Source organism: Pandoraea terrigena (genome assembly GCF_902459705.1).
In the GTDB taxonomy this organism is placed as follows: Bacteria; Pseudomonadota; Gammaproteobacteria; order Burkholderiales; family Burkholderiaceae; genus Pandoraea; species Pandoraea terrigena.
The window spans coordinates 290420-307717 of the sequence record NZ_CABPRU010000001.1; the positions used below are offsets into that span (position 1 = coordinate 290420).

14 protein-coding genes are annotated in these 17298 nt (G+C 64.8%); 13 read left to right on the forward strand and 1 reads right to left on the reverse strand.

Annotated elements, in window-relative coordinates; translation table 11 throughout:
* Positions 1–4 precede the first annotated feature (4 nt).
* The 12 genes from gatA to PTE31013_RS01280 all read left to right on the forward strand — a co-directional run bounded on the left by gatA (position 5) and on the right by PTE31013_RS01280 (position 13643).
* Positions 5–1495: an Asp-tRNA(Asn)/Glu-tRNA(Gln) amidotransferase subunit GatA gene (gene gatA, locus PTE31013_RS01225; protein WP_150611015.1), complete on the forward strand. Its 1491-nt coding sequence runs from the start codon at positions 5–7 to the stop codon at positions 1493–1495.
* An 89-nt stretch (positions 1496–1584) separates the two neighbouring features.
* Positions 1585–2001 (forward strand): hypothetical protein, encoded by a 417-nt coding sequence (locus tag PTE31013_RS01230; RefSeq protein ID WP_246173882.1) that lies wholly within the window; start codon positions 1585–1587, stop codon positions 1999–2001.
* Between the two features lie 117 nt (positions 2002–2118).
* On the forward strand, positions 2119–3591 hold the full coding sequence (gatB, locus tag PTE31013_RS01235) for an Asp-tRNA(Asn)/Glu-tRNA(Gln) amidotransferase subunit GatB (RefSeq protein WP_150611553.1): 1473 nt from the start codon (positions 2119–2121) through the stop codon (positions 3589–3591).
* 128 nt (positions 3592–3719) lie between these two features.
* Positions 3720–4526 (forward strand): polyphosphate kinase 2 family protein, encoded by an 807-nt coding sequence (locus PTE31013_RS01240; protein ID WP_150611017.1) that lies wholly within the window; start codon positions 3720–3722, stop codon positions 4524–4526.
* Positions 4527–5053: 527 nt separating this feature from the next.
* A complete protein-coding gene (locus PTE31013_RS24695; RefSeq protein WP_174978388.1) occupies positions 5054–5665 on the forward strand; it encodes a type 4 pilus major pilin in 612 nt (203 codons plus the stop codon).
* A gap of 55 nt (positions 5666–5720) precedes the next feature.
* Entirely contained in the window at positions 5721–6278 is a 558-nt protein-coding gene (locus PTE31013_RS01250) for a toxin co-regulated pilus biosynthesis Q family protein (protein WP_150611018.1), read from the forward strand.
* 52 nt (positions 6279–6330) lie between these two features.
* On the forward strand, positions 6331–8112 hold the full coding sequence (locus tag PTE31013_RS01255) for a secretin N-terminal domain-containing protein (protein WP_150611019.1): 1782 nt from the start codon (positions 6331–6333) through the stop codon (positions 8110–8112).
* 1 nt (position 8113) lies between these two features.
* Positions 8114–9469 carry a type 4b pilus protein PilO2 gene (pilO2, locus tag PTE31013_RS01260; RefSeq protein WP_150611020.1) on the forward strand — a complete coding sequence of 452 codons (1356 nt, stop codon included), beginning with the start codon at positions 8114–8116 and terminating at the stop codon, positions 9467–9469.
* Positions 9459–9914, forward strand: a complete 456-nt coding sequence (locus PTE31013_RS01265; protein ID WP_150611021.1) for a hypothetical protein — start codon at positions 9459–9461, stop codon at positions 9912–9914. The genes pilO2 and PTE31013_RS01265 overlap by 11 nt, the downstream gene beginning before the upstream one ends.
* Positions 9898–11616 (forward strand): GspE/PulE family protein, encoded by a 1719-nt coding sequence (locus PTE31013_RS01270; RefSeq protein ID WP_174978389.1) that lies wholly within the window; start codon positions 9898–9900, stop codon positions 11614–11616. Before PTE31013_RS01265 ends, PTE31013_RS01270 begins: the two co-directional genes overlap by 17 nt.
* Before the next feature lie 42 nt (positions 11617–11658).
* Positions 11659–12750 carry a type II secretion system F family protein gene (locus PTE31013_RS01275; protein ID WP_150611023.1) on the forward strand — a complete coding sequence of 364 codons (1092 nt, stop codon included), beginning with the start codon at positions 11659–11661 and terminating at the stop codon, positions 12748–12750.
* 2 nt (positions 12751–12752) lie between these two features.
* A complete protein-coding gene (locus PTE31013_RS01280) occupies positions 12753–13643 on the forward strand; it encodes a prepilin peptidase (RefSeq protein ID WP_150611024.1) in 891 nt (296 codons plus the stop codon).
* Here PTE31013_RS01280 and PTE31013_RS01285 read toward each other — a convergent pair.
* Positions 13614–15293, reverse strand: coding sequence for a GMC family oxidoreductase (locus PTE31013_RS01285; protein ID WP_150611025.1), 1680 nt, complete (start codon positions 15291–15293; stop codon positions 13614–13616). The genes PTE31013_RS01280 and PTE31013_RS01285 overlap by 30 nt on opposite strands.
* A 291-nt stretch (positions 15294–15584) precedes the next feature.
* On the opposite strand from PTE31013_RS01285, the gene PTE31013_RS01290 reads away from it, so the two are divergent.
* Entirely contained in the window at positions 15585–17249 is a 1665-nt protein-coding gene (locus PTE31013_RS01290; RefSeq protein WP_150611026.1) for an isovaleryl-CoA dehydrogenase, read from the forward strand.
* Positions 17250–17298: the final 49 nt, after the last annotated feature.

Below are 17298 nucleotides of genomic sequence, written 5' to 3' on the forward strand. Positions count from 1 at the left end.
CACCATGGAACAAGATCTGATTCACTTGCAGGATTTGCGCGCCGCGCTCGACGCCAAGCGTGTCTCGAGCGTCGAGCTCACGCAGCACTACCTGGACCGCATTGGCGGGGCCGCCGATCTGAACGCGTTCGTGCACGTCGACGCCGAGGCGAGCCTCGCGCAGGCGCGCGCCGCCGACGCCCGCATTGCCGCCGGCGAGGGCGCGAACCGGCCGTTGCTGGGCATTCCCGTCGCGCACAAGGACGTGTTCGTCACGCGCGGCTGGCGCAGTACCGCCGGCTCGCGCATGCTCGAGAACTATGTGAGCCCGTATGACGCCGCGGTCGTCGAGCGCCTCGCGCACGCCGGCATGGTCACGCTGGGCAAGACCAATATGGACGAGTTCGCCATGGGCTCGTCGAACGAAAACTCGTGCTACGGGCCGGTCAAGAACCCGTGGGACAAGCGCGCCGTGCCCGGCGGCTCGTCGGGCGGGTCGGCCGCCGCGGTGGCCGCGCGTCTCGCGCCGGTCGCCACCGGGACCGATACCGGCGGCTCGATTCGTCAGCCGGCGGCGTTCTGCGGCGTGACCGGCATCAAGCCGACGTATGGCCGGGTGTCGCGTTACGGCATGATCGCGTTCGCTTCGTCCCTCGACCAGGGCGGTCCGTTCGGCCATAGCGCGGCGGATTGCGCATGGCTGCTCAACGGCATGGCCGGTTTCGACGAGCGCGACTCGACCAGCCTGGAGCGCGCCGACGAAGACTTCGCACGCGGTCTGGGCAAGCCGCTCGACGGCGCAACGGCCGACAAGCCGCTGGCCGGTCTGCGCATCGGCTTGCCGGCCGAGTACTTCGGTGAAGGCCTCGATGCCGACGTGCGCGAAGCCATCGACAACGCGCTGCGCGAATTCGAGGGGCTTGGCGCCGTGCGCGTACCGGTGTCGCTGCCCAAGACAGAGCTGTCGATTCCGGTGTACTACGTGCTGGCACCGGCCGAAGCCTCGTCGAATCTCTCGCGTTTCGATGGCGTGCGCTACGGCCACCGCGCGGCCGAGTATCGCGATCTGCTCGACATGTACAAGAAGTCGCGTGCCGAAGGCTTCGGCACGGAAGTCAAACGCCGCATTCTCGTGGGCACGTACGTGCTCTCGCATGGCTACTACGACGCGTACTATCTGCAGGCGCAGAAGATTCGCCGCCTGATCGCGCAGGACTTCCAGAATGCGTTCGCACAGTGCGACGTCATCATGGGGCCGGTAGCGCCGTCGGTCGCGTGGAACCTTGGCGAGAAGAGCGCCGACCCAGTGCAGATGTACCTGGCCGACATCTACACACTGTCGGTGAGCCTGGCCGGACTGCCGGGGATGAGCCTGCCGGTCGGCACGGGACGCGAAGCGCGTCCGGTCGGCCTGCAACTGATTGGCAACTACTTCGACGAAGCCCGCCTGTTGCAAGTGGCCGACGCGTTCCAGCGCGCGACCGACTGGCACACGCGCGCTCCGGCAGGCGTCTGACCGTGCGCCGCCAGCGCTTGACGACGTCGCTCGCGCCGCAGGGGGCGCGCGCCGCCACGTGGGTATCGAAGGGGCTGGTGCTCGCCGGCATGGTGCTCACGCTCGCGTCGTGCAGCCTGCCGATCGGGCGTCCGACGCCGATCGCTTACCGCGAGATCAATCTGTCGGGCTACTGCTCGCAGACGGACGAAGACGGGTTTCGCGAACAGGCTACGCTCAAGGTGTCGTCCAACCAGGTGCAGTCGCTTGATTGGCGTCTGTGGGTCGGCCAGCGCGGAAGTTGCCACTTCAATCTGGCGGATTTCCACCAGACGCAGTGGCGCCCGAGCATCGAACTGCGGGCGAACAGTGGAAGCTGCAAGCTGCTCATCTGGCAGGATCCGGGCAATGTGACCATCGGCCATGCGAATTGCGAGGCGTATTGCACGCCGGGGATCTACCAGAACGCCTGGCCGGTGAGTTTCGATCCGCGCTCGGGGATCTGTGCGGCGGATACTCGCAGGTAGGCGCCAGTCAGCATCGGCGAACAGGAACAGAGGCCGGCGCGTCACCGCAGCGGGGACGGCCGGCGGCAAGGGCAGGGCGAATGCGCCATGCCGACAAGTTGAGACAGGGTGAACCTTATGCAATGGGAAGTCGTTATTGGTCTGGAGACGCACACACAGCTCTCCACCGCTTCCAAGATTTTCTCGGGCGCATCGACGCAGTTCGGCGCGGCCCCCAACACGCAAGCCTGTCCCGTGGATCTGGCGCTGCCGGGCGTGTTGCCGGTGCTCAATCGCGGAGCTGTCGAGCGCGCGATCGAATTCGGCCTGGCGATCGGGGCGACGATTGCGCCGCGCAGCATCTTCGCGCGCAAGAATTACTTCTACCCCGATCTGCCGAAGGGCTATCAGATCAGCCAGTACGAAATCCCGGTGGTGCAGGGCGGCTCGCTGAAGATCCAGGTCGAGGCGGATGCCCGCACCGGCCGCGAAGCCTATGAAAAGGTCGTGACGCTCACGCGTGCGCACCTCGAGGAAGACGCGGGCAAGTCGCTGCACGAAGACTTCGCCGGCATGACCGGCATCGACCTGAACCGTGCCGGCACGCCGCTGCTCGAGATCGTGACCGAGCCCGACATGCGCAGCGCGGCCGAGGCCGTGGCCTACGCCAAGACGCTGCACGGACTGGTGGTGTGGCTTGGTATTTGCGACGGCAACATGCAGGAAGGCTCATTCCGTTGCGATGCCAACGTCTCCGTGCGTCCGGTCGGTCAGAAGGCATTCGGCACGCGTGCCGAAATCAAGAACCTGAACTCGTTCCGCTTCCTCGAAGAGGCGATCCAGTACGAGGTGCGCCGTCAGATCGAGCTGATCGAAGACGGCGGCACCGTGGTGCAGGAAACGCGCCTGTACGATCCCGACAAGAAGGAAACGCGTTCGATGCGCAGCAAGGAAGATGCGCACGACTATCGCTATTTCCCCGATCCGGACCTGCTGCCGCTCGTGATCGATCACGAATGGATCGAACGCGTGCGCGCCTCGCTGCCCGAGCTGCCCGCCGGCATGCAGGTGCGCTTCGTCGAGTCGTATGGCTTGTCCGACTACGACGCCGCCGTACTCACGCAGTCGAAGGCGCAAGCCGCTTACTTCGAAGCCGTGGTCGCGAAGGCGGGCAAGGCAAGCGCCAAGCCGGCCGCGAACTGGATCATGGGCGAGTTGTCGTCGCAACTGAACCGGGACGACATCGGCATCGACGAAAGCCCGGTATCGAGCGCGCAGCTCGCGGGTTTGCTCGCGCGTATCGCCGACAACACGATCTCCAACAAGATCGCCAAGGAGGTCTTCCAGTTGATGTGGGAAGCGCGCGCCGACGACGAGGGCGCGGCAGATCGCATCATCGAAGCGAAGGGCCTGAAGCAGATCACCGACACGGGCGCGATCGAGAAGATCATCGATGAAGTGCTGGCCGCCAACGCCAAGTCCGTCGAGGAGTTCCGTGCCGGCAAGGAGAAGGCGTTCAATGCCTTGGTCGGCCAGGCGATGAAGGCGACCAAGGGCAAGGCCAATCCGGCGCAGGTCAACGCGTTGCTCAAGAAGAAGCTCGGGGCCTGATTCGGGCGGAACCGGACGCCATCGCGGTGGCGGCGGCATTTCAGGAAATAAGCGCGGTGGCCGGTTCGGCACCGCGTTTTTGCTTTTGCGCGATACTAGGTCGCAAAGCCTGTCACGAGGAGTTGGCAATGTTCGAGAAATACCGCGTACCGCTCGGCAAGAAGCTCGACCTGTCGGACTACGATCCGGCCGACACGCCTTTCACGGGCGAGCGCAAGGGCGACGACAAGGCGCGCATGGCAGAGCTGGCACTCAAGCTCGACGAGTTGCAGACGCTTCTGCACGCCAACAGTCGGCAGCGCGTCCTGCTCGTGCTGCAAGGGATGGACACCAGCGGCAAGGACAGCACCATTCGGGCGGTGTTCCAGAACGTCGATCCGCTCGGCATTCGCGTGGCCAATTTCAAATCGCCAACGCCCTCGGAGCTGGCGCACGATTTTCTTTGGCGTGTCCATGGCGTCGTGCCGGGGGCGGGCGAGTTGGTGATCTTCAATCGCAGTCATTACGAAGACGTGCTCATCACGCGCGTGCACGACTGGATCGACGCCGACGAGTGCAAGCGACGTTACACGCACATCAACAACTTCGAACGCCTGCTTGCGGACAACCACACGCGCATCATCAAGTGCTTCCTGTATATCTCGTCCGACGAGCAGCGCAAGCGCTTGCAGGAGCGCATCGACGATCCGAACAAGCACTGGAAATTCGAACTGAACGATCTCAAGGAACGCAGCTTCTGGCCGCATTACACCAAGGCTTACGAGGCAGCGTTATCGGCCACCTCGACGGAACATGCGCCGTGGTACGTGGTGCCGTCCGACGTGAAGCGTCACCGTAACCTGATGGTGGCGGAGTTGCTGGTGCAGGCGCTGACCGAGCTGAACCTGTCGTATCCGCCCGCGCGGCCGGAGCTGGCAGGCATGAAGGTGGGATGACCGCTGCACCTTGATGGTGCCAACGTCCCCGCAGTGATGCGGCGCGGCGCAAACCCGACCTTGCGCCCGGTCCGCCGCAGGGACATCGCGTAGCCCCGGATCTGCGTACGCAGGCGCGCCACGTGGCTTGTGAAACCGCTGAATAACGACGTCGGCGCTCGACGTTGTGAATACTCTTCCTACGGTTAGGCCAATTCCGAAGGCCACGACGACCATTCTCGCGACGCCCGTTCGCCTCGATCCGCGTTCCCCCTTGTTCTGCACCCCCGCCAAGGCCGTCGTCCGGACTTTGGCGATAGACGTCGTCTTATCGGAATTTGCACCCGGATGGGGGCTTTCTTGCTATCCGGAATTGTCAATTTGCGAAAAATCCGGATAACACGCGATAACGCGTTGCCGGGTGTTCAGGCATAAATCGCCCCTGTCGCAGCGCAGGGATGTCACCGGTAAGGCGCGCGACTTTTCCAATCGATTTGCTCAGGAAGAGGGGTATGGACATGCAAGGGAACGAGCGCGCACTCGTGCAAATGAAGCACAACATGGCTGACCGGTGGAACAAGCGCCGTCAGCGCGGTGTAACGCTGGTGGAGTTGTCCGTCGCCGTGGCGGTCATGGGGCTGATCATGGCCGGCGCGATGGTCGGTGTGCCCAGGCTGATGAATTCGGTCCGGGTGAACCAGGAGATCAAGGACTGGCAGATGGCGGTGGTATCGGTGCAGAACGCTGTGCTGTCCGGGCAATTGACTGCCAAGACGACCCCGAAGGACATGGACAACATGGGGTTGTTCGGGGCGATGACGCCGTCGCCAAGCAACGTTGATGGTGAATACTTGAACCGGTTCGGCGGGATCATGAAGATGGCACCTATCACTGCCGCTATCAATGACGGGCCGAATTTCGGGGTACAGATTACGTCGGAGGATGTTCCCAGCGACCAATGTCAAAAATTCATGACGACGTTGCATACGAACTTCGCGACGATATCCGTGAACGGCACGTCGCTTAAAAATCTGAAAACAAGCTTCCAGATGAGCAAGTTGGCGGAGGCTTGCAAATCGTCGAATTCCGGCGGCCAGGGCGACGTCGGGAAGAACGACCTGACCAAGGCGAAGCTTGAGTTCACCATCAGCGGCTCCTGATCCCATGGTCGAACCCCATCCGGCATTTCGGCATTGAATTCGACGTGAGGAAACCATGCACATCAAAAGAGTGCTGACCGCTGCTGTCGCGTCAACTGTATGGTCGAGTACGGTTTTCGCTTTCGAGACTTCCGATGGGGCGCATCGATCTGGCGATCTGCCGATCGCGTTCGCCAGCCATAAGCCGTTGATGTCGGGCGACGCGGCGGCAGCGGCATCGTCGCCGCGTTCGTTCGCAAGTGCGCTGGAAACGGCGGCGCCGGGCGATGCGCCGCCAGATGGGGGCTCCACGCCTGACGCGGCATCGCAGGCCGCGACACCGCCGGAACCGCTGGCGGCGCAGGTCGAAGTCCGGGAGCTTCTCGAACTGTTGATGTCGCCGGGCGACGGCCGTGTGTCAGTGGCGCTTGCGCGCTACCTGGAGGCGCACGGCTGGCAACTCGCCTGGGAAATCGACCGCGACTTCCCCATCGAGTATCCGGCAACGTTCACGGGCGACTTCCTCGGCATCGTCGAGCAGGTCGTCGTCTCGTTGCAAAACACTGACGCCCCCATTCGCGTGAAGGTCTACGAGGCCAACCGGGTGCTACGCGTCGTTCACGCCACTCAATAACAAGCGCTGCGCATCCCCCCGCGCGCAGCCATCATCACGGAAGCGGCAATCCATGAGTAAGCGACTAGGCGTGTTGTGCGCCACCATGTTCCTGACGGCGTGCGGTACACCCGGCATGCTCTCCAAGACCGATGCCAACGTCTCGCAAGTGCAAACGAGCGCGCGATCGGCGTTTGACGCGCATTCGGCCGCCCCGATTCGCGCCATCGAGCACGTCGAGGGGGCGTGGCTGGCGAAGCGCTCCGTCCCGATCCATGCCTCGATTGCGTTGCCGGACTTCTTCAAGCGCAACGTGCGCTTTGCGACCGGGGCGCCGTTGCCGATGTCGGTCGTCCTGGCCCAGGTGGCCCGCAGCAACGGCCTGACGATCCGCATGGCCTCGGATGTGTCGTGCGCCGTGGGTAATGGGGGCGGTGGTGCGCGTGGGGGGCGCGGCCCGAGTCGTGGCGGCAACGGCGGGGGCGGTCCGACGAACCTCTTCCAACTCAATTGCACCGAAACCGGCGAGCCGGCGGTGCCGTTGCAATTCTCCGGCACGCTTTCCGGTTTGCTGGACACCATCGCGCATCGAACGGGGACGCACTGGACCTATCGCGACGGTGTCGTTCACTTCGCGCGGTATGTCACGCGAACCTTCCAGATCAAGATGATGCCCGGCAGCTCGTCGTATCGGGCGTCCGTGGGCAAGGCCTCGCAAATGCAGGCCAATCGCGGTGCCTCCGGCGGTGGCGGGGCGAGCGGCTCGGCGGGCGGCGTCGATCTGAGCTTCAACGCCGACGCCAACGTGAGCGTGGAGTCCGAACTCGACTACTGGTCGGATCTCGTCAAGACCGTGACGGACATGCTCTCCGAGGGCGGACGTGTCACACCCTCAGTCGTGACGAGTTCGTTGGTCGTGAGTGACACGGCCGACGTCATTGAACGCGTAGCACGTTATATCGAATCGGAAAACGCGGTGCTCGGCCGTCAGGTCAAGTTGCGCGTGCAGGTGTATTCCGTCTCGTTGGAAGAAAATTCGGCCGTGGGCGTCGACTGGGATCTGGTGTACCAGGCCGCGAGTGGCTTTACGCTGGGGCTGGCCGGTCCTGCGGCTGGCGGCGCGCTGATGTCGCGCAAAGGCGGCATGCAGATCAGGACACTCGACAGCGGGCGATTCAAGGGCTCCAACGCGTTTATCCGCGCGCTCAGTCAGCAGGGGCGCGTGAGTACGGTGATCGACACTACGGTCGTCACGCTGAACAATCAGCCGGCGCCGGTGGCGGTCACCCAGAACCAGGGTTTCGTCGCGCAAACGAAGATGACGCCCGGCAACTATGGCGGACAGGCGGTCGTGACCGCCGAGCAGTCAGTGCTGACCACCGGTTTTGTGATGAACCTGTTGCCCACGCTCATGGATAACCGAAGCGTGATGTTGCAGGTGCAGATCGACATGTCCGACCTCAGGAAGCTCGACAAGATCAATTTGCGCACGGGCAAGGAAACGCCGAGCGGCAGCAACGCAGGCACCGACGAAGGCTCAGGCTCTGACGTGAGTGCGGAAATCGGTGCCGATGGCGTGCGCGTGGGCGTGGGTGGCCGGGCCGGACGCACGAGCGGTGATGACGGTCTCGGCATAGGCACTTTCATGCAGTTGCCGATCACGGCGTCGATCCAGACCATGCAGCGGGCGTCGCTCAAGTCGGGCGATACGCTGGTGCTCAGCGGCTTCCGTCGCAATGACGATTCGACCGATCGCGACGGCATCTTCAATTACGAAGGCGGCACGAAGGAGGCGCGTCAGCAGGTCAAGGAAGTCGTCATCCTGATTTCGCCGGAACTGACCGAGGGCGTGTGACATGACGCGCATATTGTCCAACCAGCTCGTCGTCGGCGCGCAGTGGGAGACACTGCTCGGCCTGCAAAAAGAGCTCACGGAGATCCGGGGTCTCGCCAGGAGCCGCGACGCGTCGCACTTCGCCGTAGCAGACGACGGCGCAGGTACGCGCACCGTGGGATTGTTTGCGATGGACGCCGTCGTCAAAGGAGACCGCGCGCCAGAGCGATATGCGCTCGGTGCGGTGCTCGGCACCCTGGTCGATGCACCCAACGTCGCGTTCCTGCATCCCGACCCCGACAATGCCTCGGCAACGCTGTTCATTACGTTGCGCGATCGCCGCCCGGAACTGGATCTGGTGATGCCCGCCGCCGACGTTGCCGCACGGCTGGAGCAATGGGCCGCGGAGATCGAGGGCAAGATCACGATTGCCGGTGTCGCCCCCTTGAGTTGCGGTGGTGCCGATGTGGCGCTCACGCTGGACGACATCGCGAAGCAGATGCATGCGGATGTCCCGCACGAGGCGCGGCTGCAGGTGGTGCGCAAGCCGCTGCCCGCCCGGCAACTGAAGATCGTCGCCCTCTGCTTCGCGGCACTCTGTCTCGTCGGCGGCGCCGGTTGGTGGGGATGGTCGTGGTATGACGACATGCAGCAGGCGAAGCTTGCCGCGGCCAATCGGGTCGATCCGATCGACGCCTACAAGCAGGCACTTGCGCGCGCGATCGCCGCGGAGCCGTTTTCGGCCGGCGCGTCGTATGCCAGGCGTTTGCAACACGCGATCCAGGCATTGCCGGCGAGCGCTGGCGGATGGCGTCCCGCGGCCATCACGTGCAACGTCAATGTCTGCGAGATTCAGTGGCGTCGCCGGGAGGGCGGCACGTTCGATCTGCTGCTCTCCCAGCGCCCGAACGCGCAGATCGTCGATCTCGACAATGCAACGGAAACGATGACGCCCGCCGACACCCTCGTACCGGTGTCGAAACCGGCCCCGACGGCGTCGGCCGCGAACGCCGCCAAAGGGCTCGCCGACGGCGAAGAGGACATCGACGATGGCGATGCGCGCGTGACGCCTGTGCCGCGCACGCAGTTCCTGCGCACGGCCGGCGCCCGTCTGCAATCGCTCGGCGACTACGGCATGGACATCTCGCTGTCCATGCCCCAACCGCTGGTCAACGCGCCCGCGGGGGTGGCGACGCGCAGCGATGTGCCGCCGCCGATCGCCAAGGGCGAATGGAAGATGGCTGGACACCTGGCCTTTGTCGACTCCGTGGCCGGCTTGATGATGCGCGCCGGCAACATGTCATTGCGCGAGTTGACGATTGTGATCGACGACACCAAACCCGTCTTCTCCGCTCAAGGAACCTACTATGTCCACTAAGCTTCGCCTCACCGCAGGGTTCGCGACGGCCGCGATGCTCTCGTTGCCGATCACGCCTGCGCGTGCCGCCGAGACGATCGACACCTTTGCACGTGCGCATCTCAAGTCGTCGCAGGAAGCCGCGGACGCGCAGCGTGCGACGGCGGAGGACGCGCGCCAGCCCGCCACGGGCGCGACGCCCGACGTGTCGCCGGAACTGCTGTTCATTCATGGCGTTGACGACACCACGGTGGCCTATCTGCGCGTCGACGGCCGCTTTGGCTACAGCGTGAGCGACGGCGATCGGTTTGGCGACTGGCGAGTCGTGAAGATCGGCCGCGACTACGTCGACGTGGCGCGAGGCGGCAAGCCACGCCGCCTGCTGTTACCCAATGCGATGGGCCCGACACGCGCGGGCAGTGCAAGACAGGGGTCACCGGGGCGGCGCAATGGCGACGATTTCTGACCGCTTCCAGGCGGTATTCTCGCGCGTCAGTGCGCGTGGCGGCGCGGTGGCGCGGCCGATTGCCGACCTTCGCATCGACGACATCCAGACGCAGGGCTGGCGTCAGGATCTCGGCATTACCCTGGCCGGGGCCGAGAACGGTTCGCTGGTGCTCGTGGCCATCAAGCCGCGCCTGTTCCTGGTGTTGCTCGAGCACACGACGTTCGTGCGCATGCAGGGGTCCGACCTGCTCTCGCGGTTCGAACAGGCGGTGCGCGCGACGCATCGGCTGGATCTCGAAGGTGTCTACGTTGGCACCACGGAAGAGATCCTGCTCATGCAGTCGCGCCTTCAGCAGTATGGCGAGACGGGTGCCCGAGCCGAGGAGCAGCGCACCGGCGCCTATCGAAACTTCGACCTGATCATCGAACGGGCGATCGATGCGCGTGCCTCGGATATCCATTTCGAGTTTCGCGAGGGCCAGCATGTGCGCGTGCGCATGCGCATCCACGGCAAGCTTCGTGCGACCAGCGAGCTGGATCGCCTCTCGCGCGACTACCATGCCATGCTCGATGCCGTCTCGGCGGCCTACAACTCGCGCGCCGACCCCAGCAGCCGAAGCCACAATCACTTCGACGAAGACCAGCACCAGAGTTGCTCGATTCCGCTGAACCTGCGCAATCGCAAGTATCAACTGCGCTTGCAGAGCATCAAGGAGAATCGCGGCGTCGACGTCGTGCTGCGTCTGCTCGTGAACGAGGCTGTCGACGAGGATGTCATGACGCTCGCCGAACTCGGGTATTCCGACGATCAGGTCGAAGTGCTGGAGAACGCGGTGCATCGCAGCCCGGGGCTGACGATCATCGCCGGCGAGACGGGTTCGGGAAAGTCGACGACGCTGCGCACGATGATGATGTATGAGCGCGACGCCGGTAAGAAATTCTTTTCCATCGAAGATCCGGTCGAATACATCCAGCCTCATGTGACGCAGATCCCGATTCAGCGGCGTGCCGAAGACGGTCACGGCGAATCGGCCTTCGGTGCGGCGGCCAAGGTGCTGCTGCGCGGCGACCCGGACAAGCTCATGCCTGGCGAGATCCGCGATGTCGAGACCGGGTCCTTCGCGAAATCGATGACCGAGACGGGCCACCAGGTACTCTCCACCGTGCACGCGTCGAGCGCCTTCGGCATCATTCCGCGCCTGATCAGCGATGAGATCGGTATGCCGGTCTCGGCTGTGACGTCTCCCAATTTTCTCACCGCGATGGTGTATCAAAAGCTGATCCCGGTGTTGTGCGATCACTGCAAGGTGCCGGCCGTCGGCAAGCTCGACGAGATGACGTTGAGCGTGATCGGCGGCCTCGGTATCGACACGGCGCGCGTGTGTGTGGCGGGGCCGGGGTGCGCACATTGCAAGGACCGGGGCACCGCGGGGCAGACGGTCGTGGCGGAGGTGTGCGAGGTGACCGAGGAATTGCTCGATCTGCTGCGCCAGTCGAAATTCTGGGAGGCGCAGCGCCACTGGCGTACCTACCACGATGGCGATCTCACGAGCCCCATCATGCACGGAAAATCGGCGATGGAGCATGCGATCTACAAGATGGCGCAAGGTCGCGTCGATCCGCGTGACATCGAAGCCTCGTTCTACAAGCTCAAGAAATTCCAGATATGGCAGGGGGGTACCACGTCGCCGCAACCGCCACGCCGACTCGCGAGCGTGTAAGTCATCCTCAAGAAACTTGTTCGAAACGTCGCCCAACTTCCTATGCTAGAAGCCGTCAATCGTCTGCTTGCCAAGCTATCGCCCGCGCGTGACCCGTACCCGGGCCTGAGCCGTGCGAAACGTCACTTTCGCAAAATGCGAGCGAAGTTCTACAGCGACTTTGCCGATGCCATCGAGGACGGCGCCAATCCGTTCGAACTGTTCTCCCGTCGGTATGCGCGCGCCAAGGAGCGGCGCAGTCCGATGGCGCCGCTCTATGCGATATGGCGCGATCGCGCCAGTTCGAAGAACCTGCGAAAGTCGTGGCAGGGCACGATTCCCGACGAAGACCTGATCGTGATCTCGGCCGGCGAGAAGGGCGATCTGGCCGGCACGCTGCGCTTTCTGGCGCGGGTGGTCACCCTGCAGCAGCAAACACGCGCGGCGATCGCCGGGGCCGTTGTGCTGCCGATCTTCATGTCGGTGCTGCTCGCCGCGATCCAGTTGGGCGTGGCCTACGGCATGATGCCGATCATGACCGAGATCATGCCGCCGGAGATGTTTCCCCTCGTGGGCGCGGGGTTGTATATCGTGTCCGGGTTCGTGGCGAACTGGTGGCCATTGCTCTATGGCGTGCCGGTCTTGATCGTGGTGGCGGTATTGCTGTCGCTGAGCCGATGGACGGGGCCGCTGCGGCAGCGCGTCGAGAACTTCGGCCCCTACGCGGTGTATCGCGACGTGCGCGCCGGGGAGTTTCTCGTGTCACTGGCCGCGCTGACCGGTGCAAAGACGTCGGTGTTCGACGCCGTGTCGCTGATGCTCGCGGGCGCCTCGCCGTGGATGCGCTCGCATTTGCTGCGCATGCGAGCGTCGCTCAAGAGCGAGCGAAGCATGGTCAAGGCGATGGACACCGGCATCTTCAACGAGGAAGTCTTCGATCGCCTGGTCGAATACTCGGGACGTACCAACTTCGACGCCGGCATTCGCAAGATCGGCCTGATGACCATCGAGGAGGTCGCGGACCGCATCAAGACGCGTTCTGCCGCGCTTCGCTCGGTGCTGATGGCGCTGGTTGGCCTGACGATCATCCTCACCGTGGGCGGCATGCTGCAGATCGGCCACGCGGCGGGGGAATACGCGGAGTCGATGTTCTGACCATGTCATGGCTTATCGATGCCCTGTGGCACGACTTTCGGGCGCTGCCGCGCGAAGCGGTGGTGGCCGCGATGGCGACGCTGGGGCTGCTTGTGGGAAGCTTCCTGAACGTGGTCGTGTGCCGCGTGCCGCGCATGCTGGAGCGGCAATGGTCGCAGGAGGCGGCGTCGTGGTCTGGCGAGGCGCCGCCGGTCGCGCCCACCTTCAACCTCGCGTGGCCGCCGTCGCGCTGCCCGCGTTGCGAGACGCGCATCGCGGCGCGCCACAATGTCCCGGTGCTCGGTTTTGTCTTCCTGCGCGGCCGCTGCGCGTATTGCCGCACCGGGATCTCGCTGCGATATCCGCTCGTCGAACTGTCCTGTGGTGTCATGTTCGCGATTGTCGCGTGGCATTTCGTACCGTCGATGCAATACCTCGCGATGCTGGCATGGTGCGGCTTCGGCGCGACGTTGCTGGCGCTTGCGCTGATCGACATCGACACGCGGTTGTTGCCCGATGCACTGACGTTGCCGCTGCTGTGGGCGGGATTGCTGGGCAGCGTCGCGGGCCTGACCCTGCCCATCGACGACGCTGTGCTTGGCGCTGCGTTGGGGTATGGGGTCATGGCGGCGACGGGGGGGGCGTATCGGGCGCTGACCGGTATCGACGGACTCGGCGGCGGCGACGCCAAGCTCGCCGCCGCGTGCGGTGCCTGGCTGGGCTGGATCGGCACGCCGCTGATGCTGGCGTTCGGCGCGGTGGCGGCCACGCTTGCCTTCGCGGCGCTCGGCGCGTGGCGCGGCCGCGCCACGCGCGAGCCGCTGCCATTCGGCCCCTGGCTATGCCTGGGCGCGGTGGCGAGCCTGCTGTGGGGCGAGCCGCTTCTAAACCTGTGGCTGCGCCCGGGCGGCTAACGCGGGCGGCGTGCGCGGCGCGGCGCCGACCGGCGCCGATTCGACGCGCTGCATCGACGTGCCCGTTCGGGCCAGCATCAGGTCCGCTGCCTTTTCACCGATCATCATCGACGGCGCGTTGGTATTGCCACCGATAAGCGTGGGCATGATCGACGCGTCGACCACGCGCAACCCCGCCACGCCACGCACGCGCAATTGCGCATCGACGACCGACGTCGCATCGCTGCCCATCCGGCACGTGCCGACCGGGTGGTAGATGGTGTCGGCGCGCGCACGAATCAGCGCCGTGAGCGCTTCGTCCGATTCGATGCCCCGGCTGTGCAACTCCTCGCCGCCGAACTGCGCGAGCGACGGCGCCGCAAGAATCCGGCGAATCACCCGTACCCCGCGCAGCAGCGTGTCGACGTCCTCCTGCGCTTGCAGGAAGGCCGGGTCGATCCGTGGTGCGTCGCGCATGTCCGCGCTGGCGAGCGTCACGCGTCCACGGCTCTTCGGATGCAGCACGCAGGCGTGCAACGACAGGCCGCGCCGCAAATGCAGACGGCGATTGTGGTTGTCGCAGATGCCCACCAGGAAGTGCATCTGCAAATCCGGATGCGCCAGCGACGGATCGCTCTTGAGGAACCCACCCGCCTCGGCGCTGTTGCTCGCGAACAGGCCGCGCCGCTCGCGCAGATAGTCGAGTCCCTGCGTAAGCAGATGCCACAGTCCCGCAGGGGTGTAGCCGACCAGATCGCGATGGGCCACGAACTTGTTGATGATGAAGTCGATGTGATCCTGCAGGTTCTCGCCGACACCGGGTGCATCGACCTGCACCGCCACGCCATGCGAGCGCAAATGCTCGGCAGGGCCGATCCCGGAACACATCAACAACTGCGGCGAATTGAACGCCCCAGCGCTCAGCACGACTTCGGCGCGTGCGCGGATCGTCTCCAGCGCCCCGCGCCGTTGTACTTTGACACCGGTCGCGCGCCTGCCCTCGAAGACGATGCGCTGCACGAGCGCATCGGTCACGACGTGGAGATTCGCGCGCGATTTTCCGTGCAGATAGGCGCGTGCCGCGTTCCATCGCTGCCCGTCTTTCTGCGTGACCTGATAGATGCCCGCCCCTTCGTAGTGCGGACCGTTGAAGTCGTCGGTCACGGGAAACCCGGCTTCGCGCGCTGCGTCGACATAGTGTTGCGAGAACGGATTGACCGTGCGCAGATCGGCGACGTTGAGCGGGCCGCCTGTGCCATGCCAGGCATCCGCGCCGCGCTCGTTATGTTCGTTGCGACGGAAGTACGGCAACACGTCGTCCCATCCCCAGCCGGTGCAGCCGGCCTGCGCCCACGCGTCGTAATCGTCCGGGTGGCCGCGCGTGTAGATCATCGCGTTGATCGAACTCGAGCCGCCGAGACCGCGTCCGCGCGGCTGATAGCCCTGGCGTCCAGCCAGTCCCGGCTGCGGGGTTGTGCGATAGCCATAGTTGCGACGCGAGCGGAACGGCACCAACGCGGCGATACCGAGCGGTAGCCGCACGAGAAAGCTGTCGTCGGGTGGGCCCGCTTCGATCAGCGCGATCGTGCTGCCGGGCGCGCCGTCGGCCAATCGCGCCGCCAGGGCACAACCGGCCGAGCCACCACCAACAATGATGTAGTCGTACTCCATGCTGTCATCCTCCCTTGGATGGGCACCGCACCTGCTGCTTTTTTTTTGACGTCTTGTCCGCTGCTTTCTGCTTATGGTCCTGCACGCTGCTTTCTCGTGTTTCGCCGCCTGCAGTGCCGCCGCATGGGTGTCAACTCGCAGCGGCACTCATTGTAGGCAGACAATCCGCGCGCCCGGGGGGGATGTGAAGTAATCCTCTAATTTATGGGAGCGCGCGAACCTAGCCGCTATGATGAAAGGATGCACTTAGCGCGACCGCCGCATACGGTGATCGGGCATATGGAGACACGGATGACGCAAGCCTGGCAGACCCACGACGTCACCAATCAGGTGCCGCCGCTCACCGACTACAACCTCTACGCCACCGACACTGCGCTGCAATCCGCTGTGACGGCGTTCGGCGCGGGCTGGCATGCGAAAGTCCTGCACCGCCAGGGCGCCCGGCTGGGTGAAGCCGAGGTGCAGGCGTGGGCGGAGGCCGCCAATCGTCACGCGCCGGAGCTGCAATCGTTCGATGCGCAAGGCAATCGCATCGATCGCGTCGAGTTTCATCCATCGTGGCATGCGCTCATGGGCCTGTTGCGTGGCGCCGAACTCCAGTCGATGCCGTGGGCGCATCCGCGCGATGGCGCGATGGCGGCGCGCACGGCCTCGTATTTCCTGCACGCGCAAAACGAGGCGGGCGCGTTGTGCCCCACGACCATGACGTTCGCGAGCATTCCCGTGCTCGCCAAGGAACCCACGCGCTTCGCGTCGATCAAGGACAAGTTGCTCGCGCCCCAACACGACCCGCGCGACGTGCCACTTGCGCAGAAGCACGCCATTCTCATCGGCATGGGGATGACGGAGAAGCAGGGCGGCTCCGACGTGCGCACCAACACCACCACGGCCACCGAATGCGGCGGCGGCGCGTTCTCGCTGATCGGCCACAAATGGTTCTTCTCGGCACCGCAGTGCGACGCGCATCTGGTGCTCGCACGCGATGCCGACAGCGACGCGCTGTCCTGCTTTTTCGTGCCGCGCTATGCGCCGGACGGCCGCAAGAACGCGGTGCAGGTGCAGCGCCTGAAGGACAAGCTTGGCAATCGCTCCAACGCGAGCAGCGAAGTCGAGTTGCAGGGCGCATATGGCACACGCGTCGGCGCGCCGGGGCGCGGGATTCCCACCATCATCGAGATGGCGACTTACACGCGGCTCGACTGCGTGATCGGCAGTGCGGCGATGATGCGAACGGGTGTCGTGCAGGCGATTCATCACGCGCGCCATCGCTCGGCGTTCGGGGCGAAGCTCATCGATCAGGATCTGATGACGACGGTGCTCGCCGATCTGGCGCTGGAGTCGGAAGCGGCGACGTGGCTGGCGATGCGGCTGGCGCGGGCGTTCGATGCGCAGGCGTCCGACGACGATTCGCCGCGTGAGCGGGCGTGGCGCCGCATCGTGCTGCCCGCCGCGAAATTCTGGGTATGCAAGCGCGCGCTTGAACTCGCGGGCGAGTGCATGGAGGTGTGGGGCGGCAACGGTTACGTCGAGACCAGCCCGCTCGCGCGTCTGTATCGCGAAGCGCCCGTCAATTCGATCTGGGAAGGCTCGGGCAACGTGATGTGTCTCGATCTGCTGCGCGCCATGAGCCGCGAGCCTGACGTCACCCAACACTGGTTCCAATGGCTCGCCGAGCGCACGGGGTCGCATGCGCCGCTGCGCGCGGCGTTGGCGCAGTTGCACGGTTGGCTGGCCGCCGATCCGGCAACGCACGCGGCCCGCGCGCGCGCCATTGCACAGCAGGTGGTGCTGCTGGCACAGGCGGCGTTGTTGCTCGAACACGCGCCGGCCGAGTTGGCACACGGCTTCATCGAGAGCCGCTTCTCGAACGCGGGCGGGCGGGTGTACGGCGTGATGCCGGACACGCTCGCGGTGGCAGTGCAACGCGCCTGGCTCGACCGGGCTTTTCTCGCATAACGGATAACAATATATCGACGGCGCTGGACGGCCCCGACGGGGGCTACCC